Here is a 21,720-nt window from a genome sequence, read left to right as displayed (position 1 = left end):
TTGACTTACCAGTAAGCTGCTGTGGAATTGCACTTCTTATTAGGTGAGTATTTGTTGTAATTAACTCCTACCCTTAGTAATCGTCCTAACTCAGTTAATAAACTAGTACCTTCTGATTTTAGGTGAGCTACATGACTACTGTATGATAATTTAGAACCCCTAGATTCCTTTACAAAACTGGTTTCAAGAGATTCTTTTAGTAAATTATCAATACTCACCAACTCATCCAAAATAGCTAGAGTTCTGTCTACTACAGTCTCACTGTAATTAGAAGTTAATTCAGTTCTGATGAGAGAACTAAAGGCAAAGAATCCTAAAATTCTCTCAAACTCTTCAGCTTGAACTGTGGTGAATTGTGCCATGATTACTGAATTGCCAATAGACCAGCAATACCTTTATTACGTGTCTTAACTTGCAGTTGAGGCTTAACGTAGATAGCATATTTCAATGCATCTGGGTTAGCGCTAGGTAAAGACTCAATAGCAAACTGCATACCGTTCATACCTTGGGTATTGCTTTGACCATAGGAGTACAAAGTAACTTCTGGTTCATTCACGAAGTACATTGCGTTAGCTGTGCAATAAGGATCTGCAATGATAGGTCTGCCAGCGTATGTAACACCACTAAAACCAAGGTCAGCAATATTGTTATTTAACTGAGGGTTGATAAGAGAAGCAGCAAACAATTTCTTGTAAGCTTCAACAATTACTGGGGTTGTATAGATAGCTGTATAATTACCAGCTTTGGTAAGAATTCCAGTTTCTACTGACAAAAGTAATGCTTGAGTTAGTGAACGGTTGGTACCATTTGTATTTAGGTAAGGTGTCCAAGCAGTGTAGGTAGCTGGGTCAATACCAGCATAAGCAGCCGCCGCTACAGCAGCTCCCAAACCTACTACTCCACCTTGAGCAGCCAAACCTGTACCAGAGTAAACATATCCACTTAAAGCTTCAAGGATGGCGCGGATACCAGACTGTACTTCATAACCAAGTAAGTCGCGTAAAGCACCACGACCAGCATTTTTAGCTTCTTCAACGTCTTCTTTCTGAACTTGAAAAGAATGACGTAAGCGGTTAGTACCAATAGCTAAGGAAGCACCAATAACTGAATCTTCAGAGAAAGTAGATACATCAGCAGTAGTAGCTTCACCTGTTACAGTAGCTCCACCAACATTTGCATTCCACTTGATAACTTTCTGACCAGCAATCTTCTTTTGTACGCGATTCAATACAGGATAAGCATTGTATTGAAGACTTGCAACTTCCTCATCAACCAAAAGTTGTAAAGAAGCAATTGAACTAGCAATAACTGCCATAATATTTTATAAAATTATTTAGTATTTTTTGAGTAAATTAAAATGATTCATATAAGGCATCAGCAGCCTTAAGTTTTTGATTAGGGTCAACTGGGGTTACTTTTGTTTCTTGAGCATCTGAACCCCTAACTCCTGAAGCAGGTACAAATGCTTTTCCATCTTCTGATGTCAGGTAAGAATTCAACGCATCTTCTAAAGTTGAAACGGTGTCACCTTGATTTACAAACCACTTACCATTTTCTTCTATGATCCTTTCTGCATTATCAAGAAGGAAAAGTTTCTGTAGTGAGCCTGGGCTTAATGCTTTACTATTAGCAATTACCTGAGAAACTGCACTACTACGTTTAGCGGCAACAGTCTCCAAATCTTTATTAGCTAATTGTGTCTTAAGGTCTATTAACTGCTGTTCTAAAGCCCTAAGAGTTAGCTTGTCTGTAGATGGCTCAACAGGTTCATTAGCTGTAGGTTGAGGTGTTTGAAGTTTCTTAATCTCTTTAGTAACTGATGCTGCAAGTCCTTGATTAGCCAGGGTAAGAGCATCTCAATCAGGCTTGACACAAGGAATCAGAAGAATCTAAAGTATTGTCAATGAAACAACTGAGAACCTGAATCATATAATTGTTATCCATAGCGGTGCGTTTCATTTTTTGACGAAGACTACGTTTGTAGGTCTGTTCACGGTTAAGAGCATTGAGAACGAAGCGTCGTAAAAGAGCAAAATTTTGGGGACTGTGGAAAGAACGAATGCGACAAGCGTCTTCTGCAAAAGTACAGTCGAGAGTCCAGTGAGCCTCGTTTTCAATGCCCCAGTGTTTTCGGATAGCCCGACCGATAATTTGAGCATCACTGTTTAAAGAAGTGAGATAAAACTGAACCTCACGAGTAGTTTTATTCCAAAGATGACGAACACGGACAACCATAACTAGAGATTGCAAACCTGCCCATAATTTGGGTTGATAAAGCTCACCGATAGCCGCAATGGGTACAGTCCAAACTTCACGAATTTCCGTGCGATGATGTGCTTTTTCAATCCGTTTGTCATAACTAACATTAATCCCCGAAAATTGCTCTGCTTGCGCTTTGTCAAACCATTCTTTGACTTGAGAATAGAGCATGGGATGGTTGGCTTTCAGTGCCAGGACATAATCAGCTTTTTTGGCGATAATCTGTTTGGCAATTTCGGTTTGTGTTCCCATTGCATCAATGGTGATGATACAGCCAGAGATGTCTAGCATTTCTAACAGTGCTGGAATGGCGGTGATTTCATTGGATTTATCTTCTACTTTCACTTGTGCCAACACTAAACTGTGCTCACTCGCCCAGGCACTTATAAGGTGGAGTGCGCTTTGACCTTGATTGCGGTCATAAGAACCCCTAATTGTCTTTCCATCTATGGGGATAATTTCTCCTCCCATGTTTGTGATTAGGGTTTCTACCCATCTCAAGAAACATCGATTTAATGCTTCTGGGTCGATCAACTCAAACACTCGTCGAAATGTATCATCTGAGGGAATACCATTTGGTAATGCCAGAAACTCTTCTAACCATGTTTGCTTGCTGATGCCATAATTCTCGATGTCTTCCCACCCTTGTGCTCCAGCTATGATTGCTAAAATTGCGATGACTAAGATATCTGTGAATTGATGTTTCTTCGTCCGCTCTACTCTCTTGTCTTTGATATCCGAGAAATGCTCAACTAGACTTTGTTGAATACTGCCAATGTCTGCTATTTTTCTTGATTTTGGCTGACAACGAGTATTTTTGACACTATCAGCAGATTTAGTTTCAAAGCCCTCTGACATCAATTTGGCTCCAGGAGATTTTCAATCGAGTAATTGAATTCATCTCATTGATCTTGCTCGGTCGTCAAGTCTATTTTTTACACATTCATTAATACTATCTTCTAGAACTTGTCAAGTTTTCTTTATACCAAATTAGATGCGCTTACCCTGCCACGCTTTGCTTTGGTAAACTCTGAACTAATTTCAGTTTTAAAAGAATTTAGGGAAGCATCAATCAAAGCTTGAATTTCTTGTTCTGTCATTTTAAATAATCCTTTTATAGGTATCCGACTTTTAAGTTGTCGGTAAAACTTATCTGGTTTAAACCTTATCCAGTTGGTTATTATTCCTATACTATAAAAGTGTCCCCGGTTGAAATAAGGCGGCTATTTCTTTCTTAACTTGCTCTTTTTGAGGGGCGGATAAGTTACCTGCTAGTAATGAAACAAGTTGTTCGTAAACTATATTAAAAATAGTAGGAGGTAGTTTAGCTTTTAACCCTTGTACATCTAACTTGGATATATCATCTAAATCTAATAGTAAGGAATCTAAAGTATCATTCTCAAAACTATTTAACCCTGTGACAGAAATGTTATCTCCATTAATACCTGCTGCTACTGTTACTAACTCAAGTACATCTTGGTAAAAATCACACAACTTTTCACCATAACTTTTTAACTGAACTTCTTGTTTATGGAAGTCTAGTTTCTTACTAATACCACTTTGAGTTATTGCTCCATGAGTAGCTGATACTCCCCCACTAGAAATAAGGTCTCTCACCTGGTCTTCTATTGCCTTTAGGGAGTCTGACATGTGTTGAACAATATAACCCCTTGGTTCAGCCCACTCAAACTTTTCTAGCTCAACTGTGTAAGCTAATCCTGTTGGGATAGGTTCTTCATTTTCATAAGAATTCTCTAAATCACCATCAGGTGTTTGAACCCTTTTAAATGTTCTTTGAAAGTAAGCCAAAGTCAACAAATCGTATTTTGAACAATCTGTTCTTAAGTGTTCTAATGCTTTGGAGGCTGCTTGATCGCAAATCCAAAGCTCATCAGGTAATTCTAGTTTTAGTACTGGTATTTCTCCAAATCCATGCTCTACTAAACTTACTAATTGAACAGCAGAATCTGGGTTAGCATTTTCATTTGATAATTTAGAGATGTTGCCTTTACAATCCAATTCAACAATTGCTGAATACTTAGCAACAAAGCTTCCATCAATAAATGTCCAGGTAGCTATCTTCTGAGCAGGAGCAAGGGGATTTGATGTATCCTCTGTAATTTGCCTAACTTTAATCCAACTAAGCTTACCTTTTGATTCTGACCAATTAGTTACTTGAATGGGTGAATAGGTTATTACATAGGGACGAATTCCTAATGATTCCTCCTGGAGTTTATTTTGAGGAACTACATCTACTCTAGGTTTATCAACGTGAACAAAAATCTTTTTAAACTTAAGTACTTCTCTAAATAGTAAAGTGATTAATTCTTTCTCTGACCTACCAGCTAAATTAGTATCCTCCCTAAATTCTGCCCAGAAGTCAGGGGCAGTTTCTAACCCATCTACAGTTAATGTGGCATTAGCTAATTTAGCTACTTGCTCATTAATAGATGAACTGAGAATATTTAGATAAGTATACTTTTTAATTCTGGTTTCATAAATTTCAGATTCTTCACCTGGACGTTGAGATAAGAATTGTCTAATAGAATTCTTAAGTTTGAAACCGCCACTAACTAGAAGGTCAATTTCTTGCAGCGCAGGTAAAAGTTGAACATACTCACAATGTTGTGACTCTAGGGTTTCTAGAGTTAATTGATTGGGATACATATTTTATTTAATTCCTAAGTTGTTTATTTTGAAGAGCATTATATAAGGAGCCTATTGCATATCTGGCAGCATCAACTGTATGGTCTTCTTGATGGTCTGCTGGCTTATTTATTAGTTGACCTTCACCGTCAGTTGCCCTATGGTAGTCTTCAAATTGAGATATCAATTCAACTAAGTTAGCTTTAATAAAAAGGTTATCTTGGTAGAATAAATTATTCATAATGTCTATACTTGGCATAAGTCCCAACTTAGTTCTACTGACCTCTATAGCCCTGCTCATCCCAGGTATATTCTCACGTTTACCTAATATTCTTGCTGACTTAACACTGCCACCCCGGTCATCTGGGAGGTAGCATCTGTACACATTATATTTAGTACAAAGTCTAGCCATTTCTTTTAAGAAAACTTCTTCTGGTATAGTCTCACCAGACTTATTGAGCCAGAAGTCAACTACGTAAAATTTACTTCTATCTTGACTTAATCCAATGACAACTAGACTTGGGTTGCGATCGCCCCAATCTCCTCCACAATAATATGAGAGGTTACTAGGTATATCTTTTATATAATGTTTAGTAGAATCTATTTGGTCAAGCAGTTGACCATCAAAGTCTTCAAAGCTGGCTTGAAACTCTTGCCTATATGTTTTAGGTGGCATTTGAGTTTTAGCTAACCTAAGTCTTTGTACAGGGAAGAAAGGATTATCTCTAGTTCTAAAGTGATAATAAGCCCACTCAGGTAAATCTTTAATCTTCTGATAAAACTTAAATAAAGGGTGAGATTTTCCTTTGGGAGTACCAACAAGCATGGCACTGGAACCTTCTGTATCTGAAAGGGCTGGAAGAATTACTTCCTCCCAAACTACAGGTTTGACATCTTGACATTCATCTATTGCTGCAAGGAAAAACTTAAGTCCACGCAAACCATTTCCTTCATCATCATTTGCTCCTCGCAAAAGAATGTCTGGCTTATTACCTCTTAAAACTATTCTGTATTCAGAGTTATTTATACTCTCTACAAAAGGGGCATCTTTAATAGGGAAACTAAACTCTTCCAATGCACTGCCTTAGCCTGTTTTAGCGTGGGCATTATCAAAGCAACAACAGTAGGAAAGTTAGGATCATAGGGGAGATTACAACTTAGTGCTGCTACAATAATCTGGGTTCTAAGTAGATGCGAATTATGAGTTAGTATAAGAGCTTCCCCAGCTAAAAATAAACCATCCTCTGAATCTACCTGAATACACTTCACTGGTTCAGACACCACCTCTACAACATCTGTAATATATCTTTGAGTAGTAAATGTATACTTATTTACAACAACTCTCTCAGCTTTTCTAGTCAGCTTAAAAGGTTGAAAACCTGGGGTAGGAGTAAAGGATACTCTGTAACAAATCCCGCAATCTTTGCCATAAAGAGTTGCTCTCTTTGTAGATAACACTGGCTTTTGTCCAAGAGATACCAGAAGATATCTGACGGCTTCTGCTAGCTTAGGATTCTTGTTATAGAACTCACAGTTACCGCTCTTATCAGCCGTCCCGTCAGTGTCCATTAAACCCCTAAGTAGAGCTAATCTTTGTTCTACTGAAGAGAATAAATAGTCTTCAGGTACGTGTTTATTAAATAATAAACCTAACTTTCTTAATTGGGAACTTAATCCTAATATCCCAAAGGATTGAGCAGCTTTACGAGGTCTTATTACATAACCAGCTTCAGTTATGAACTCTATAGATTCCCAGTCATCTGTGGTGTATCCTCCTCCATTTGAATCCCCATCACCTAACCAAGAACCTAAAACGTATGGGTCTATTAGTAAAGATTTCTCAGGGAATTCAATAGGAGAACAATTAGGTATTGAATGATTGTTTTCCTTGTTATTAGCTTTTAAAGTATCTTTAATCTCTTGGGTTGTTTTTACAGATGGGTGATGGGTGGGATTTTTAGCTCTGCTATAAGATTTTCTAGCAGCCTTATCCCAAGTTAACCAAAGATGTCCCGCATCTGCTCTAATAATAGAATTATCTGAAAATATTACGTCATAAACTATGTGGTCATACATAGGTTCAGTGACTGCTAATACTTTAACGCTCTTACCTGAAGGGTGGAATACTTCATCTCCAGGATTTATGTCGCCCATAGATTTCCAACCATTAGTAGTCAAGATAGGAGTTGTTAAGCTTAATGCTTTACCAAATCTTCTCCCACAAACTAATAACTTAAATCTATGCGGGTCTAAGAATATCTCCTTCTGCTTAGGGTGTAGATTAATCTGAAAGGTCACAGTAAATCATCCCCCTCAAGCTCCTCAACCTGTGGTGCCTGAGCATCTCCAATAATGATTGAGTAGCTAGTTTGCTGTTGTATCTCCTCAGACCACTCAGCTTTTAAGGCTTTTAGAGCTTCTGTTGCTACCTTTAGTTCATGCTTTATATAACTAACTACTTCACCTCTAGCAGGAATGGCACTAAGAAAAGCGGAAAGCCTTATCAATTAAGCCGTTTGCAATTGATGACGTAATTCATGTCTGGGCTTGGTCAATCTGGGGTAAGCTTTGGGGCGGCGTTTGGTGACTCGTGGTTCGCTGCGTCCAGGACGGTCGGGGACAACCTTGTGAACAATAATTTTCAGCAAACTACGATAAAGTCGGATACGTTTTTGAGAGTGAGCAGTTTCTAATTTAGGAATAAAATTCAGTAAATGATGTCGAGTACCTTGAAGCGATAAACGATTTGGAGGAGTATTGTAAGTAGTCCCAGCCGACCACATTAAGCTCCGAAGTAAATTATAAGCCAGTAAATACACATGAATTTCTTTACGTATCATTGAAGGTGTTTTACATCGGAGAATATCCATACCCAAGGTAGTTTTTATATGCCTCAAATTCAATTCAACATCCCAACGTTTACCGTAAAGTCCAACAAATTCGAGAGTAGAATAAGAAGATTTATCTAAAAGAGTAGTAATTAAGCTGACTTGTTGAGTGCGAAAACCAGGAATAACAATGTAGTAGTAAATTTCTCGCACAGTTATGGCAGAAGGTAGAGCTAAAAATTCATCCAAGCTCAATCCTTGTGGGCATCTTTTAGGCTTATACCAAGTAACAAGCTTGTCGCAATCGCCAACAATTTTCCCTTTTCGCATGGTTGTTGTCCGAGATTGATGCTTACGAAATACTGCATCACAACCAAGTTTAGTAATAGCAAACATATCAGCGTAAGCGCAAAACGCTCTATCCCCTAAAAGCACATCATTTGGTTTAAGAAAACTGTATAGTTTTCTTGCTAATTTGATATCATGAGTGTTCAGAACATCGATGCACAAAGCAACGGTAGCTCCTGTTATTAAACTGAATATCACACCAATTTTGGCAATTGGAAAGCCACATCCGGGCTTTTGGCTACTGGGCTGAGGGTATTCTTTTTGATTCTCTACAGTGTCAGGCATCGAGACAGTTGACCCATCTATTACTTTGACATTTCGACCACACCATAAATATTCTGTTGCTACTTTCTGTTCTAAGCTTTGTGCCGAGAAATTGAAAAGTTTTTCTAATAACTTCTCTGGAAGCCTTGCCCTAGCTTGGCAGTAAGCACTGGTATCTGTTGAAGGGACTTCTACTTCTTCACCAGCTAGATGTGCAATTATTTTACTCACAGCATTATTACAAGTTTTATCAGTATCCAGCACTTGTGATAAAAATGCCCATAAAGTTATTAATGGGTCAAATAACCGCTTTTTATATTTAATTTTTAGCTCCGAAATTGCAAGGCTTATCACAGACTCTGGCAATAGTTCTTTAAAAGGTAGTCCCAAACTTTGGCTGAATTTATCCTTGAGGATTTCTACTCGTAGTGTCACAGTAGTATTTATGATGTTGGCTTGCTCGTATCAAGGAAAGTATTTCATGAACGAGTAAGCTTTTCCTACCTAAAAAATTTTTGGACAATCAGTACATCTAACTCCACTGTCTTTGTCAGGCACAGCGATGGCGTACTCACCATGAGTCAGTGGCGATCGCATCGCAGTACCACAGGATCAATCGCATTGCTCCCTATCTGAACTTTCACTGTTCAATAGCTTTAAAATCTGTAGTGCCTATCCCGCATAGCTTAGAGCTTTTCTTAGTGCCATTCACCTCTAGCAGATTGTGTTTGACATAGGTAGCCATTCTTACCCATAGATACAATCTCTTGTAACTCTAAGGTGCGGCTGATTTTAGAGTGCAAGTTAACTAACCCAACTTTGATAGCTAGTTCTAAAGTCAAAGCTTCACTCTTCTGAAGGTCTTCAACTTTCTGTTTACTATTTTTAATTAATGTTTTTAACTGCTGTGCCGTTAACTCTATTCCAAATTTATCTTTAAATAAAACAGTCATCTGAGGTTGAGTCAAATGAGGTTGAATTGATAAAAGTAATATTAAAAAATCTCGCTGAACTTGTGTCAGCATGAATGCTTTATTTCCCATAAAAAAAGGTGCCTCTAAAGCACCTAGTAATATTTAGATATCTATCTATAAAATCTGTCCTAAATTAACTTCATAACCTCAATGGAGAGTAACTGAAGGGCTTCATGATATAGTTCACAGATATACGACAATAGTGACCCCTCATAGTTATCTTGGAAGTAATAGTGGTGGCGTAAGATTATCCAAGATTTATGAGAGTCTGTGCAGTAAAATTCAATAGCTGCTCTATGTAATGAATCTAAACCCCAGATAGCTGTTTCCAGGTCAGCAGAATCAAGCTGACCAAATAAACTATTACCTGGCTTTAGTTCACTTGAATTTCTATAGAGGCGAGGTAGGTATTGGTCAACAGAATCAAACTCTCCTTGGAAATATAAATCTAAGCATTCTTCTAAAGAGGATGAATCAATGTAGCTGGTAAGTTGAGTAGTCATAATTTATATCCTTATAATAATTAGTAAATTTAATAGTTAATAAATAATGAAATAATTAAGGGCTAACCCAACAATCAGTAATCAAATCTTTCCAATCTTTACTTTTGTGAGAACACTCTAGATAAGTTAACTGTTGTTCTCTAGAATTAGTAAGTATTGGGGAGTTAAGGTATTTAGAATCAGATTCAGCAATCACTTTTCTATTGGCGCTAAACCAATCTGAAATCTGTTCTTTTTGTCTAGTTGATAGAGATCCGTCATTCAGATATTCTTTAATAACTGGAGTCAGCCCATACTTATTCTTTAACTCTGCGTAACCCCTACCGTATGCTTTAGTGAACTTCTTACCTAAATTTGTTTTACTGATTTTAAATATCTTGGCTAAACTTCTGAGTGAATAACCCTGCTTGTAAAGTTCAAATGCTCTTTGAATTGTTTTATCAGTTGACATAAAAGTTTATTTAATTTGCTTTATTTGATTCTATTAATATAGGTTAAAGTTAATAGGATAAGGTGGGCATAGTACTGTGATATCTTGATAGCCTCTACGAGGCATTAGAGAGGGATGAATGAACTAGTAGTGGGCTTAATTTGATGCATTAAAAAACCTCCCTGTTAGAGGAGGCTTCTATTAATTAATTATTTGATTTAGGCTGTTTGAGTACTCTTTAATTTAGGGAATGAAATAACATTATCTGTTTTAGCTTTCTTGATTAATCTTCCAGTTTGATAAGCTTCAGCAATTGAACTGTTTAATTTACTAATTGTTCGCTGACTTACTGTAGCTGTAAACTCTTGTTCTAATTTCTTCTTTAACCAGAAGTGAGATTCAATTGGTGAGTTATCCACAATGTTGTTTATCACCCTCTCTGTAATGCTCTGTAAGTCAATAAAACTTACTTTGACCTTTGACCCAGGATACAGTTTTTTAGCGTTCTCATTGACCTCCTCAATGTAATTCTTAGCTTCCCAATTAATTCCTTTTGGTGAGGTAAAGATGAACTCAATTGATTTATTAGGATATTTTTCAATAGCCAGTTCAATATATTTTTTATCAGTTAGAGTAGCTTTTACATCCTGTTCTGAAAGTGTACGAGCTTTGAGTTCATAAACTTTAACTACTTTAGGTAAACGCTCCACAAAATCCCATCTGCGGTGTGAACCAGGATTAAAGGAATCAAGGATAGCAACCTCAAACTTGAAACCAACATTTGAGTAAGCAGCAAGTTCAATAAGTTGTTTTTGTAGGTCTGGTTCAATTACATGGGAGGATTGTTCTATCTCTTTCTTAATTGAAGTTTCAATAGCTATTGATCCAAGTGTTTGGAAATCTTTAGCAGTTTCGGTACTTCCTTGAACTAGGTAACTGTAAGCGTGTAAAAAATCCCCAACCCAAAGTGAGTTAATCTTACCTAGTGATATTCCATTTTGCTCTTTATATAGAATCTTGAAATTGGCTAAATTATTACCTTCTAATTTCAAAGCCTTACCAGGTAAGGATTCCAACGAGTCTTGTTTAACAGGACTCGTTGATTTAGCTTCAGGCGACCAATAATTAGCATAATCTTTAATATATAAACCTTTAGCTACACTTAGGTCAGACATAATATAGTAAGCGTTTTTACCATTCTTATCTGATACCCATTTAAGATTGTGTATGCGTGTTAGTCTACAAAGTTCATCAAGAATAGTAGAGTCAACTTCAGGTGCAATCGCTTCAATAGATGATTTCAATTTAGCAGTAGAATTTGAAGGAGAATTAATAGTAAGTGTCATCTTTGTAATGTAATATTTAGTATTATTATTTAAGGCGTTCTCTTAATCTTTCTATAAATATGATACTCACTACACTTAGGTAAAATGTAGGCAGCACTAATGCCTCCTATTTTTAGTAGGAGGCTGTTAGCTTAATTAAATTTAGTTGGGTTTAGTTACATTCAGAAAAATCAACAAAGTCACGTTGGAAGTCATTGTAGGAATCTTCCCAATTCTTGTCTAATTTAGATGGCTGAAAGAATAGATGACCAACTATAACTCCCAAACCAAAAGCAAATGAAAGTAAAGTAAAACTAATCAACGTAATAATCAAAGTTAAAATAGCAAGCATTTTAATATTCCTTATATGTTTTATTAATTAAAGGGAACCATTACAGTTCCCAATTATTCAATTTACTTTAATGGTTTTCTGATATCATCAGCTAGCAATCCAATAATGCCAGCTACCAAACCTAATTGATATACAGCAAAGTTACCTGGATATTTAGTGTTCTGTGATGTCCTTAGTGACTTGATAATTAGCTTATTGAACAAAATATCATTCAGCAATCCTAATAGGCTTTCACGGCTACCTACCATCAATCTGTGAGTTGGATCTATAGTTAGTCAGAAGGCTGTAGTTTGTTCACCTCTGAAATCAATAAGTGCGCGGTCAGTTATGTTAGACATAAATTTAAATTCCTTATTTAATCTTATGTACTAATATTACTCTTAGTTTAGTAGTAAAAGGTGGGCAGTTAATTTAATAGCAGACACCTGTAAAAATAGGTTTCAAATAATATGTAAATGCCCATATTTTGCATATAAAACTATTGACAATCGTAATAAAACGTAGTATAATAGTAGTATAAGGGTGAGGGAGGGAATACATAAACTCCAGCTAGATGCGCCTCAAAATGATCTAGCAACGATAGGGTCACAACATACCAACCTTATACTGCTAATGAGGGTTCAGTTTAAACAAGTCCACTCCGTCAATTTCTGGTACACCACGTTAAGTAAAACCAGCCACTAGCAGTTCAGGCTACTGCCAGAGAATTATTATCCACTCTCTTAATATTTGATAATTAAGCACTACCCCTGCGATAACTGGTAACAGTTCACTCCAGGGGTTTTGTAGTATATCTGCATTTAGGAGATCCATTAGAGGGTCTAAATATGGCTGCTATAGTATTAGGTTGTTGAAGGTAAATAGAGTGCAGGAAGCTCAAGCTGAAGGGAACTGAAACTGTGTTAACTTAAGCGCTGCGCTGGCAATAAGGGGAATAGGAATTACCTGCACATTTTAGATTTCTATACCTCAGCGTTCATAGAGGCGGGGTACTTCTGAGGAGCGTTTATAGTAAGGGTTATAAGTCTAGTACTGTAAATTCAGAACTAGACAAATAATCTAATTTAAGAGGACTGCAATGAGTCCTCTTTTTTTAATGGCTTTGCAGCACCTGCCAATGAGTTATAAAATATTAAGTTAATTTTCTAATTAATACAGCTATTAAAGCTTCTATTTTACTCTCAGATATAGATATTTCAGCGTCAACTTTTACAGAATAATCATAGCGATTGTAAGTTAAAGCCCCTACTTGATCTGTTTCAAACCAAGTAGCTTTAATCTCATAGCTCCATTTTTGGCCTTCTATCTCTTGAATTAAAAGAGCTAATAGATTATCTTCATTAGAAAAGTTTTCATCTACTACTAACTGTGATTCCTCATCATATATTATTTTTACTCCTAATGATTCAGACAAGGGGACAATTTTTAACTCTTTTGTTTTACCTGATAATTTAATGAGCTTTTGAATTAGTGTTATAGCATCCATAAACTTAAATAAAAAATGAGTTGATCACTTATAGTATACACCCTATAAGTTCTCTTTTTAATATTTAATAAGGCTATAAGATAACTAATACTGTGTTATCTTATAGCATGCGGCGCATGAGGGGGAAAGATGAACTATCAGACCTCAATATATAAGTTTAAGAGCAGTCCCATTCCTTTTGTATAATAAATACATTCTTATTTACAAGTCCTCCTCTTGGTGAATATAAATTACCCTTAATATAAATCCCTGTATTATTTTTAATTATTTTTTTACCTAGTAAAGTCCAAGAGTCACCAATACCATTCTTCCAATTAGGATGAATATTGTTTGGATTAGGGGCAGAAAGAATATGCGATTGATTACTCTTGGGAGCACAATTTAGCTTTGGTAGAGAACTTAAATTGGATTGGGTCTGTGTTAAACCAGGGCTGGAAATAGTAGTAGAAACTATAACGATACCTAAACCAATATTTTTTAGTAAATGTCTAAACATAAACTCCCCCAATAATCAATTGAATTTGCACACAATTTTAACCTCTACTAAAAGAAATTCATTCAGTATAAGCACTAATATTTAATAGCGGCAGAGTTTAAGGGAATTTTCAGCCTTTTCTTAAGTAAAATTATCTACTATTCAATAAACTAAATAAATAACTATAGCATAGTAATCAATACAGAAATATATAAAATATATCTACTATAATTAACTATTATAATTAATACATTATTAGTATAGATAAAGTGTTGTAAGCCTTGCTGTATATACTCTTCAGCCTATAATTTTCTTTACAACTTTTTTCTACACCTAATTTAAGAGGGTTGGGACAGTTTTCATATATAGAGACCTATATAAAAAGTATATATTTAATGGCTATTAAACGAGATAAAGGTATTTTACTAAACCTAACTGAAGAACAACATTCACTATTAGTAAAAGCAGCATTAGCAAAGGACAGCACACTATCTGCATGGTTAAGAAAAGTAGCTACCCAAGCTGCTAATAATTTATTAAATTAATGTGCCTAATTAATGTCACTTTAGTGTGGCCAATTGTATTACAATTTGTTATAATGGATAGTATAAAGAGGATAAGCTTTGCAAGGCTGAAAAGAGAGTTAGTTACTTTCCTTCCTTCCTCTCTTCTTAAATAACTAAACTTTTATATTTAACTTTAATATTTTATTTTAAAATTATGACAGCTACTAAAGTCAAGAAATCTGCTCCAGTTTGTAAAGGTTATATAATTTCAAGTTATAGAGTTATTAAATCTCAGTTAGATTTTGTTAATAGTTTCCTGGGTGATGTTAATGAAGATACTAGAACTTTATTCTGCCACATCTTAGTTAGTGTTATCATCAACATCAAGAAAATTGAATGGATTCCAGTATCCTCAACCTTAATTAAAAAGAAGATTCAGAAAGCAAGCTGGAAGGCTTTACAAGAATTAGGTTTAATTGAAGTAACAGACTACTCCCATGAAAATGGGTTATCTAGAGAGTTTAAGGTCACTGATATTATACTAGACCGCTTCCTAGAGTTATCTAATTTATCCCCTGAGGAAATTATTAACAACACCAAATATAATTTATTCACTGGTAGAAAATCTGATAGCAAATTGACTAACCAAAAGTATGATGAAAATAGAAATGAGGAACCTATATTAATCACCAGTGCAATTGATTTAATAAAGAAAGGTTTCTTTAATATGAAGGCTATTGAAGTGCATCTAGCTGATTTGAAAGCTGAAGAAAATAAAGCTGCTGAAGAATATGGGCAATATTCTAAAGAACATAAGAAAGCTAAAGCAAGATTTATTAATGATGATCATTGCTTTAAAGCTATCCTCAACCAATCTCCTGTTAGAATTAGTGAAGATATATGGTGCTACAGCCCTGCTTACAGAGTTCAAATGAGTGGAAGGGTTAGTCACATCTTGGGAGGTTTACAATCTGCTAGTAGAAGAATGAAGGGCGCTGCTTATATGGGAATACAAGATTTAAGAAATTACGATTTGAAAGCTTCTCAGGTTAGTGGATTAATTCAACAATTTAAATTAGCTAAGTTAGATGCCAGTTGGTTAGAAAACTACAGGGATAGTCCTAGTGCTAAAAAAGACTATGCTGCTCAAGTTGGTGTTAGTATAGATTGCTGGAAGAAGTGCCTCTGTGCCTTAATGTTTGGAGCTTATGTATCACAACTGCTAACGATCGCACTAAAGGTAAGCTGAAGGACTTAGAGGGTACAGTAGAAGGGCAACCTAAACAGAAGTTGAATGCAGTAATGGATTCCTTATTTGAAGAAGCTGATGGTGATATTGAATTAGCTTTAGAATATATAGCTAAATTTAATCAAGCTGTAGCTCCTTTAAAAGTTGAGGTTGATAAGTGGCACACCTGGTTACTAAAGACATGGGTAATCAAAACAGGCTACTTAGCTAAAAATGGTAAGCGTTATCTAGAAAATCCCACAGGTAAAACCCTTTGTATAACTGACTTAGAAAAAGATTATCCACTTTGGAAAGTAAAAGCTATGGTTTCTGCTTTTGTTCTTCAAGGTCAAGAATCCTGCTTTATTCATAACCTGACTTTGACAAGTATAGAATATGACTTTCAGGTTATAAGTAATGAACATGATGGTTTGATTTGCTTGGGTTCTATACCTGTTGAGGCAATTGAAAAGGCTGCTGCGCTGTCAGGCTTAAAAGGAGCCATCTTAGAAGAGAAAGCTCTTGAAGGTATGGATGTGATAGCAGAACTTATAGAGAGAGAAGATAGTTCAGGAGAATTAGAAGTAGAGGAACTACTAGCTTATTTCTAAAGCTGAAGATTAGTTAGCACCCCTGCGGGGAATTAAAGGGTTGGTTGAACTTAGCTTCGCCAGCCTTTTTTTCAATTTTCTTAGGCAATAGGTAATAGAGGAGAAGAAGATAAGAAGTAAGGAAAAGTAGGTAACTAGACAAAGAAGGAAAGGTATAAGAAGTAAAGTATTAGTATAGGTGATTATAGTAAACCAGCTATAACCTATACTGGGTATACTTTACAGCCCCTAAAATTGCTTCGTTTTAACTTGTAAATTACCCTTATTTCAGGCACCTGTAATTAAGAAATCTGTAGTGCGATCGCTACCAGTAGAAATCTGAATTGTGCAGCAATCCTCATACCCTCTCAACGCCGTAGGCTATAAGACAACACAGTAATAGCTACCCCAGTCTATAGTATTCTACCCAACAGGGTGGGCTGAAACCAGGATGTCTTAATTCAGTAGACTTACTAATGAAACTGTATAGAATCGCTTATATAGTTGATTAATTATACAAGGGTACTGTTATGTTGGAAAAGAGAAAAGAAGCTATTAAGAAGTTATACCAAGCTTTTAATTTACTATATGAGGTTCACTCATTAACTGAAGAGTATGTTATGTCACCTGATAATAGAGAATTTTGGGTTAGTTTAGAAGATACTATTAAAAATATTGAGAATCATATAAGTGATATAGGACTGGTTGATGGATTTAATTTTAAACCCATTGGAGAAAATGGTAATTTTTATCTAGACACTGATGAAGTAGAAAAATTTATTAACTCAAAAGTTAAGTCATCAACTCAGCAGGTGGCTGTAACAACTATTAAAAGTAATCATAATAGACCTGACTAAAAAGCCCACCACAGCGTCTATAAATCAAATAAGGTATGTACACCCCTTTATGAGTAGAACACTTGTGAAGGGGTTTACTGTCACTACCAAGTAGTATTTATACTTAGTGAACTTTGGGCGGCACTTACATATATAGGGAGAATATAGAGGACAACTACTGTATAAGACATAAGGGAGATAACTACAGTAGTAACCAATAAGTAAACTGAATAATCCTACTACCCTTTTGAACCCTAAAGAAATCACAGGAGCAGATAACTAAATCTCAGTTTTCTAGTTTAATTTACTTAATACCCTAACCATTAGGTTTACTAACCTTAGTAGACTCATAAAGAAAAGTGATTGAATACCCCTTAATGATAGAAACCTTTTTGTTAAGGGAACTTGAGTAGACTTCCTGTTTTGAGTATTCCTGATTAATCAGGGTAACTAAATCAGCCACCTTCCTACAGGCCGCTAGGAGGGTCAACATAGTACTGCTGCTACGCTTCAGGTATATTTGTGTAATAGAAAATACAGGCCACTCCAGGGTCAATATAACTCTAGTTCTGTAATTTTAGAACCTGATAAATTCAGCATAAGCATATAATTTACCTGTATTATTCTCCCTAAAGTGTGTTCATTAACTTGTAGGGTAAATTAGCAGATAAATTGTTTTACACTTTTTCTGGTTAAAAGAATAATTAACCCACCATATTAATTTCCTTTTTTCTCTTCACCCTCTACAGGTTCATTTACTTCTATTTTATTTATTTGATTTTCTGGGTTAACAGGAAATAAACGTTGCCAGATTGCATTATCCATTCTTTTAACAACGGTTCCAAAAAAATTAATCTCCGCGCCCTCTGGTAGTTGAGAAAGCAAACCTTCTAAATCCTTAGCATTCATAATGACTACTTTTGTTTGGTTAATATTTGTATTAAAGTTCAGGCAGCACAGGTCTTTTAACACTCCCTAAATAATGCTCATAAAGCATTTTAATGCTATGCCCTGTGATAGCAGCAGTCTCCTGAATAGTCATTCCACTATCAATGCAATGGCTAGCAAAAGTATGCCTAGTTTGATATAGATTTCTATGCGCTATACCTAATGTTTTGAGGGTAATTTTCCAACACCTTTGAGAAACATTATGGTCATCTATGCATAAACCTGTTGGAGAAGTAAACACTAAATCTTCAACCCTCCCTTTGGGTCTTCTGACTAGCATTTTGTAAACCGCATTATTTATTGGAACGATTCTGTACTTAGTATTCTTGGTAGTACGTCTCTCTCGTACATTTGTCTTACCTTTGTAGCGGCCTAAAGTTTCATAGATATGTAGTTCCCTTTTAACTAAATCTACATCTCGCCAGAGCAGCCCAATAGCCTCAGAAGTCCGAGTTCCAGTATTAAACAGGAGTAAGATAAAGTCGTAGTAATGGGAGTAGTGCCTATCTTCTTTAAGGTGATTTAATATCTGGGCAACTTCTACTTTTGTAAAAGGTTTAGCTTTAGGTTTTTCACCAACTCTAACTTTTATTTCCCCAAATAAATCTTTTCTAATTACTTGAAGTACAGCTAAATATCTTTTTTTAGAACTAGGGGCTAACTTTCTAACTTCAGTTAGCCACTTCATAAATGCCTTAGCATCTGCTGAGGTTTTAATTAGCTTTTTATATGCCTTCAAAGACCCAAGAAGACCAATATCAGCGCTGTTATATCTGTCCTCTATTCTCTGCTCTAACATCTGTATTAGAGGAGGGAACCTGGACTCAGCAGGTTTAACTCCGCCACCATTACCACTATAAATTATGCCCTGTAACCAAAGATTATACTTAGTAAGGGCAGTATCAAATTCACCTATTAAACAGTCCTGGTATATTAATTTACCACAGTAGGATAATCTAGCTTTCTCTTCAGGATTATCCCAATGGCCCCAAGTTAGGGAGTAGTCTTCATCTCGATGAGTCCATCTGAGTAAGCATTTCTTACCATTTTTCCTAACCTTCAGTTCTTTCATTGTCCTATGCAAGTTTATGCAACTTTGCTAAGACAACCTATAGGAAACTAACGTAAGAATAAGCTTTCTAGGGCTTTTGTCCTCAATGCCATTGAGGTGCGCTACCAACTGCGCTATAACCCCTTAAAATCCATTACATATAATCTCTTGATTCCTAGTACCTTGTCAAGCTTTTTGTAGAAACTAATTTTAAATATCTCCTCTACCACTCAGCACTCACAACGACACTTGCAACAAGTAGGTCATACAGTGCCCCATCAAAAAGTAAACTACTAACATAGCAGCAGCAGCGAGAGCTACCAATGTACCAGCCAACATCAGAGAAAATTCTTTGCTCTCGTAGGCTTTTTCCATTAAGTGTAGCGACCATGCTACCAGGGCTACATCAAAAAGTAAAATAGGAAGCAACATATTTTTTAATATTTGTTAATACTTGTAAAATAATATTAACACCCTTTTTCGGAAGTGTGTCTAACCTAGGATAGATGCCATTCGCTGGGAAGTTGTGGATCAAGATAATGTTCTTACTGGCACATTGCGATCGCGCAAATAATTTTTAATTTCTGCTACGCTTAATTGTCCGTAATGTAATAGAGATGCCAGTAATGCTGCTTCAGCCTTGCCTTCGGTGAGAGCGGTGTAGATATGTTCACAATTACCTGCACCACCAGAAGCAATAACTGGAATTTCTACAGCGTTTGCAATAGCCCGTGTGATCTCGATGTCATACCCGGCTTGGGTTCCATCAGCATCCATACTTGTTACCAGCAGTTCTCCAGCCCCGCGTTTTTCAACTTCTAGTGCCCACAATAGGGCATCTAAGCCTGTATTTTCTCTGCCACCTCGCACATACACATCCCACCCTGGATTTTCCGGGTTATTTCTACGTCTGGCATCAATAGCAACAACTATGCACTGATTACCAAAGCGATCGCTAGCCCGATTAATTAAGTCTGGATCACGCACCGCCGCAGAATTAATACTAACCTTATCTGCGCCGGCTCGTAACAAAGCTTTAACATTTTCTAAGGATTGGATGCCACCACCCACAGTTAATGGAATAAAGACCTGTTCAGCAGTCCGGTAAACCACATCTAAAATAGTAGCTCGGTCTTCATGAGTAGCTGTAATATCCAGAAATACTAACTCATCAGCACCGGCTTCGTTGTAAACCTTGGCCAACTCTACTGGATCGCCCGCATCTTGGAGATTGACAAAGTTAACTCCTTTTACAACCCGTCCCGCGTTCACATCTAAGCACGGTAAGATTCTTTTAGATAACATAATAACTTTTGTACTTCTGGATAATTGACCGGAATTTAAATTTTAAATTGGCGTGGGTATTCTCAAACTAAAATTTTCACAGTAATGGGGCATTGGGCATTGAAAAGAGGCAGAGGGGCAGGGTGCGGGGGGCTGAGGGGAAAATTATTCTCCCTGCTCCCTGCTCCCCCTGCTCCCCCTGCCTCCCCTGCCTCCCCTGCCTCCCCTGCCCCCACTCCCTACTCCCTAGTCCCTTAAAAGTTGATAGCTGAATTATGGCGATAATCTCCTCGAAAAAACAGCCTCCAGAACCCAACGGAGAACCAAAGCAGCGTCGAGAGTCGGCGAAAGCACCATCCACAGAAAATATTTTGAAGCCTGAAGCTGCTATTGATGAACAAGAACAGCAGGAAGAAGGGATTCGACCGCACCGATTTGCCGATTACATTGGGCAAAAAGATTTAAAGGATGTGCTAGATATTGCCATTAAAGCAGCTAAGTCTCGTGGTGAGGTACTGGATCACTTGCTGCTATATGGGCCACCGGGATTGGGCAAAACCACAATGGCAATGATATTAGCATCGGAAATGGGGGTAAATTACAAAATTACCAGTGCGCCAGCCCTAGAACGTCCACGGGATATTGTCGGGCTACTGGTGAACATGAAACCAGGGGATATTTTATTTGTGGATGAAATTCATCGCCTCTCGCGGATGACTGAGGAAATTCTGTATCCGGCTATGGAAGATTATCGCTTAGATATTACTATTGGTAAGGGTTCCAGCGCTCGAATTAGAAGTTTGCCACTGTCAAAGTTTACTTTAGTGGGAGCTACAACCCGTGTAGGTGCTTTAACTTCACCACTGCGCGATCGCTTCGGTTTAATTCAGAAACTCCGATTCTACGAAGTTGACGAACTGACTCAAATTGTACTGCGAACCGCTCAATTACTCAAAACCCCCATTACAGAAGATGGTGCTACAGAAATTGCCCGTCGTTCACGCGGAACACCACGGATTGCTAATAGGCTACTTAAGCGAGTACGTGATTATGCAGAAGTAAAGTTGTCGGGAGAGATTACTGAAAGCATTGCATCTGAGGCATTGCAACTATTCCAAGTAGATCCTTGCGGTTTAGATTGGACAGACCGCCAGATGCTAAGTGTGATAATTGAACAATTTAATGGTGGCCCTGTGGGGTTGGAAACAATGGCTGCTGCCACAGGTGAAGATACCCAAACAATTGAAGAAGTATATGAACCTTACCTCATGCAGATTGGATATTTAACTCGAACTCATCGTGGAAGGATGGCGACAAAGGCAGCATATAAGCATTTGGGATTCACGCCCCCTAATGAACAATTGTCATTATTGTAAATTGGGCATTG

General features: G+C 36.9%; 25 protein-coding genes. 5 read left to right on the top strand and 20 right to left on the bottom strand.

Annotated elements, in window-relative coordinates:
• Positions 1–5 precede the first annotated feature (5 nt).
• The 16 genes from GTQ43_RS30680 to GTQ43_RS30605 form a co-directional block, all read right to left on the bottom strand.
• Positions 6–362: a hypothetical protein gene (locus tag GTQ43_RS30680; RefSeq protein ID WP_265276404.1), complete on the bottom strand. Its 357-nt coding sequence runs from the start codon at positions 360–362 to the stop codon at positions 6–8.
• A gap of 2 nt (positions 363–364) precedes the next feature.
• Positions 365–1,315: a phage major capsid protein gene (locus tag GTQ43_RS30675; protein WP_265276403.1), complete on the bottom strand. Its 951-nt coding sequence runs from the start codon at positions 1,313–1,315 to the stop codon at positions 365–367.
• A gap of 37 nt (positions 1,316–1,352) precedes the next feature.
• Complete coding sequence (locus GTQ43_RS30670; RefSeq protein ID WP_265276402.1) at positions 1,353–1,679, bottom strand: hypothetical protein; 327 nt, start codon at positions 1,677–1,679, stop codon at positions 1,353–1,355.
• 181 nt (positions 1,680–1,860) lie between these two features.
• On the bottom strand, positions 1,861–3,117 hold the full coding sequence (locus GTQ43_RS30665; RefSeq protein WP_265276401.1) for an ISAs1 family transposase: 1,257 nt from the start codon (positions 3,115–3,117) through the stop codon (positions 1,861–1,863).
• 333 nt (positions 3,118–3,450) lie between these two features.
• On the bottom strand, positions 3,451–4,926 hold the full coding sequence (locus tag GTQ43_RS30660) for a hypothetical protein (protein WP_265276399.1): 1,476 nt from the start codon (positions 4,924–4,926) through the stop codon (positions 3,451–3,453).
• A 7-nt stretch (positions 4,927–4,933) separates the two neighbouring features.
• The gene (locus tag GTQ43_RS30655; RefSeq protein WP_265276398.1) at positions 4,934–5,980 is read right to left on the bottom strand and encodes a hypothetical protein; all 1,047 of its coding nucleotides are present in this window, start codon (positions 5,978–5,980) and stop codon (positions 4,934–4,936) included.
• The gene (locus GTQ43_RS30650) at positions 5,938–7,203 is read right to left on the bottom strand and encodes a Hint domain-containing protein (protein ID WP_265276397.1); all 1,266 of its coding nucleotides are present in this window, start codon (positions 7,201–7,203) and stop codon (positions 5,938–5,940) included. The genes GTQ43_RS30655 and GTQ43_RS30650 overlap by 43 nt, the downstream gene beginning before the upstream one ends.
• Positions 7,200–7,412, bottom strand: coding sequence for a hypothetical protein (locus GTQ43_RS30645; protein WP_265276396.1), 213 nt, complete (start codon positions 7,410–7,412; stop codon positions 7,200–7,202). The genes GTQ43_RS30650 and GTQ43_RS30645 overlap by 4 nt, the downstream gene beginning before the upstream one ends.
• Positions 7,413–8,780 carry an IS4 family transposase gene (locus GTQ43_RS30640; protein WP_265273465.1) on the bottom strand — a complete coding sequence of 456 codons (1,368 nt, stop codon included), beginning with the start codon at positions 8,778–8,780 and terminating at the stop codon, positions 7,413–7,415.
• A 263-nt stretch (positions 8,781–9,043) separates the two neighbouring features.
• Positions 9,044–9,370 (bottom strand): hypothetical protein, encoded by a 327-nt coding sequence (locus GTQ43_RS30635; protein ID WP_265276395.1) that lies wholly within the window; start codon positions 9,368–9,370, stop codon positions 9,044–9,046.
• A 77-nt stretch (positions 9,371–9,447) separates the two neighbouring features.
• Complete coding sequence (locus GTQ43_RS30630; protein WP_265276394.1) at positions 9,448–9,822, bottom strand: hypothetical protein; 375 nt, start codon at positions 9,820–9,822, stop codon at positions 9,448–9,450.
• A gap of 55 nt (positions 9,823–9,877) precedes the next feature.
• Positions 9,878–10,273 (bottom strand): helix-turn-helix domain-containing protein, encoded by a 396-nt coding sequence (locus GTQ43_RS30625; protein WP_265276393.1) that lies wholly within the window; start codon positions 10,271–10,273, stop codon positions 9,878–9,880.
• A 197-nt stretch (positions 10,274–10,470) separates the two neighbouring features.
• Positions 10,471–11,598, bottom strand: a complete 1,128-nt coding sequence (locus GTQ43_RS30620; RefSeq protein WP_265276392.1) for a hypothetical protein — start codon at positions 11,596–11,598, stop codon at positions 10,471–10,473.
• Between the two features lie 393 nt (positions 11,599–11,991).
• Positions 11,992–12,177: a hypothetical protein gene (locus tag GTQ43_RS30615; protein WP_265276391.1), complete on the bottom strand. Its 186-nt coding sequence runs from the start codon at positions 12,175–12,177 to the stop codon at positions 11,992–11,994.
• A gap of 884 nt (positions 12,178–13,061) precedes the next feature.
• Positions 13,062–13,415 carry a hypothetical protein gene (locus tag GTQ43_RS30610; RefSeq protein ID WP_265276390.1) on the bottom strand — a complete coding sequence of 118 codons (354 nt, stop codon included), beginning with the start codon at positions 13,413–13,415 and terminating at the stop codon, positions 13,062–13,064.
• Between the two features lie 157 nt (positions 13,416–13,572).
• A complete protein-coding gene (locus tag GTQ43_RS30605) occupies positions 13,573–13,911 on the bottom strand; it encodes a hypothetical protein (protein ID WP_265276389.1) in 339 nt (112 codons plus the stop codon).
• A gap of 374 nt (positions 13,912–14,285) precedes the next feature.
• Between GTQ43_RS30605 and GTQ43_RS30600 the strand changes: the two genes are divergently transcribed.
• The 4 genes from GTQ43_RS30600 (at position 14,286) to GTQ43_RS30585 (ending at position 17,071) form a co-directional block, all read left to right on the top strand.
• Positions 14,286–14,435, top strand: a complete 150-nt coding sequence (locus GTQ43_RS30600) for a hypothetical protein (protein WP_265276388.1) — start codon at positions 14,286–14,288, stop codon at positions 14,433–14,435.
• Positions 14,436–14,610: 175 nt separating this feature from the next.
• Positions 14,611–15,645, top strand: a complete 1,035-nt coding sequence (locus GTQ43_RS30595) for a hypothetical protein (RefSeq protein ID WP_265276387.1) — start codon at positions 14,611–14,613, stop codon at positions 15,643–15,645.
• Positions 15,576–16,235 (top strand): hypothetical protein, encoded by a 660-nt coding sequence (locus GTQ43_RS30590; RefSeq protein ID WP_265276385.1) that lies wholly within the window; start codon positions 15,576–15,578, stop codon positions 16,233–16,235. Before GTQ43_RS30595 ends, GTQ43_RS30590 begins: the two co-directional genes overlap by 70 nt.
• 509 nt (positions 16,236–16,744) lie before the next feature.
• Positions 16,745–17,071, top strand: a complete 327-nt coding sequence (locus GTQ43_RS30585) for a hypothetical protein (protein ID WP_265276384.1) — start codon at positions 16,745–16,747, stop codon at positions 17,069–17,071.
• A gap of 696 nt (positions 17,072–17,767) precedes the next feature.
• Here GTQ43_RS30585 and GTQ43_RS30580 read toward each other — a convergent pair.
• The 4 genes from GTQ43_RS30580 to hisF all read right to left on the bottom strand — a co-directional run bounded on the left by GTQ43_RS30580 (position 17,768) and on the right by hisF (position 20,354).
• A complete protein-coding gene (locus GTQ43_RS30580) occupies positions 17,768–17,959 on the bottom strand; it encodes a hypothetical protein (protein ID WP_265276383.1) in 192 nt (63 codons plus the stop codon).
• 31 nt (positions 17,960–17,990) lie between these two features.
• The gene (xerC, locus tag GTQ43_RS30575; RefSeq protein ID WP_265276382.1) at positions 17,991–19,070 is read right to left on the bottom strand and encodes a tyrosine recombinase XerC; all 1,080 of its coding nucleotides are present in this window, start codon (positions 19,068–19,070) and stop codon (positions 17,991–17,993) included.
• 216 nt (positions 19,071–19,286) lie between these two features.
• Positions 19,287–19,481, bottom strand: coding sequence for a hypothetical protein (locus tag GTQ43_RS30570; protein ID WP_012410736.1), 195 nt, complete (start codon positions 19,479–19,481; stop codon positions 19,287–19,289).
• Between the two features lie 99 nt (positions 19,482–19,580).
• Positions 19,581–20,354, bottom strand: a complete 774-nt coding sequence (gene hisF / locus GTQ43_RS30565; RefSeq protein ID WP_265276380.1) for an imidazole glycerol phosphate synthase subunit HisF — start codon at positions 20,352–20,354, stop codon at positions 19,581–19,583.
• Positions 20,355–20,608: 254 nt separating this feature from the next.
• On the opposite strand from hisF, the gene ruvB reads away from it, so the two are divergent.
• Positions 20,609–21,709: a Holliday junction branch migration DNA helicase RuvB gene (gene ruvB / locus GTQ43_RS30560; protein ID WP_265276379.1), complete on the top strand. Its 1,101-nt coding sequence runs from the start codon at positions 20,609–20,611 to the stop codon at positions 21,707–21,709.
• The last annotated feature ends 11 nt before the right edge of the window (positions 21,710–21,720 follow it).

Source organism: Nostoc sp. KVJ3, assembly GCF_026127265.1.
Classification (GTDB): domain Bacteria; phylum Cyanobacteriota; class Cyanobacteriia; order Cyanobacteriales; family Nostocaceae; genus Nostoc.
This window is presented reverse-complemented; position numbering and strand designations above follow the sequence as displayed.

Coding starts and splice junctions, on each gene's coding strand:
- GTQ43_RS30605 (WP_265276389.1), bottom strand. CDS start 13,911: ATGTTTAGACATTTACTAAAAAATATTGGTTTAGGTATCGTTATAGTT.
- GTQ43_RS30595 (WP_265276387.1), top strand. CDS start 14,611: ATGACAGCTACTAAAGTCAAGAAATCTGCTCCAGTTTGTAAAGGTTAT.
- GTQ43_RS30570 (WP_012410736.1), bottom strand. CDS start 19,481: ATGTTGCTTCCTATTTTACTTTTTGATGTAGCCCTGGTAGCATGGTCG.
- GTQ43_RS30585 (WP_265276384.1), top strand. CDS start 16,745: ATGTTGGAAAAGAGAAAAGAAGCTATTAAGAAGTTATACCAAGCTTTT.
- hisF (WP_265276380.1), bottom strand. CDS start 20,354: ATGTTATCTAAAAGAATCTTACCGTGCTTAGATGTGAACGCGGGACGG.
- GTQ43_RS30675 (WP_265276403.1), bottom strand. CDS start 1,315: ATGGCAGTTATTGCTAGTTCAATTGCTTCTTTACAACTTTTGGTTGAT.
- GTQ43_RS30660 (WP_265276399.1), bottom strand. CDS start 4,926: ATGTATCCCAATCAATTAACTCTAGAAACCCTAGAGTCACAACATTGT.
- GTQ43_RS30635 (WP_265276395.1), bottom strand. CDS start 9,370: ATGCTGACACAAGTTCAGCGAGATTTTTTAATATTACTTTTATCAATT.
- GTQ43_RS30630 (WP_265276394.1), bottom strand. CDS start 9,822: ATGACTACTCAACTTACCAGCTACATTGATTCATCCTCTTTAGAAGAA.
- GTQ43_RS30580 (WP_265276383.1), bottom strand. CDS start 17,959: ATGAATGCTAAGGATTTAGAAGGTTTGCTTTCTCAACTACCAGAGGGC.
- GTQ43_RS30625 (WP_265276393.1), bottom strand. CDS start 10,273: ATGTCAACTGATAAAACAATTCAAAGAGCATTTGAACTTTACAAGCAG.
- GTQ43_RS30615 (WP_265276391.1), bottom strand. CDS start 12,177: ATGGTAGGTAGCCGTGAAAGCCTATTAGGATTGCTGAATGATATTTTG.
- GTQ43_RS30620 (WP_265276392.1), bottom strand. CDS start 11,598: ATGACACTTACTATTAATTCTCCTTCAAATTCTACTGCTAAATTGAAA.
- GTQ43_RS30600 (WP_265276388.1), top strand. CDS start 14,286: ATGGCTATTAAACGAGATAAAGGTATTTTACTAAACCTAACTGAAGAA.
- ruvB (WP_265276379.1), top strand. CDS start 20,609: ATGGCGATAATCTCCTCGAAAAAACAGCCTCCAGAACCCAACGGAGAA.
- GTQ43_RS30680 (WP_265276404.1), bottom strand. CDS start 362: ATGGCACAATTCACCACAGTTCAAGCTGAAGAGTTTGAGAGAATTTTA.
- xerC (WP_265276382.1), bottom strand. CDS start 19,070: ATGAAAGAACTGAAGGTTAGGAAAAATGGTAAGAAATGCTTACTCAGA.
- GTQ43_RS30665 (WP_265276401.1), bottom strand. CDS start 3,117: ATGTCAGAGGGCTTTGAAACTAAATCTGCTGATAGTGTCAAAAATACT.
- GTQ43_RS30610 (WP_265276390.1), bottom strand. CDS start 13,415: ATGGATGCTATAACACTAATTCAAAAGCTCATTAAATTATCAGGTAAA.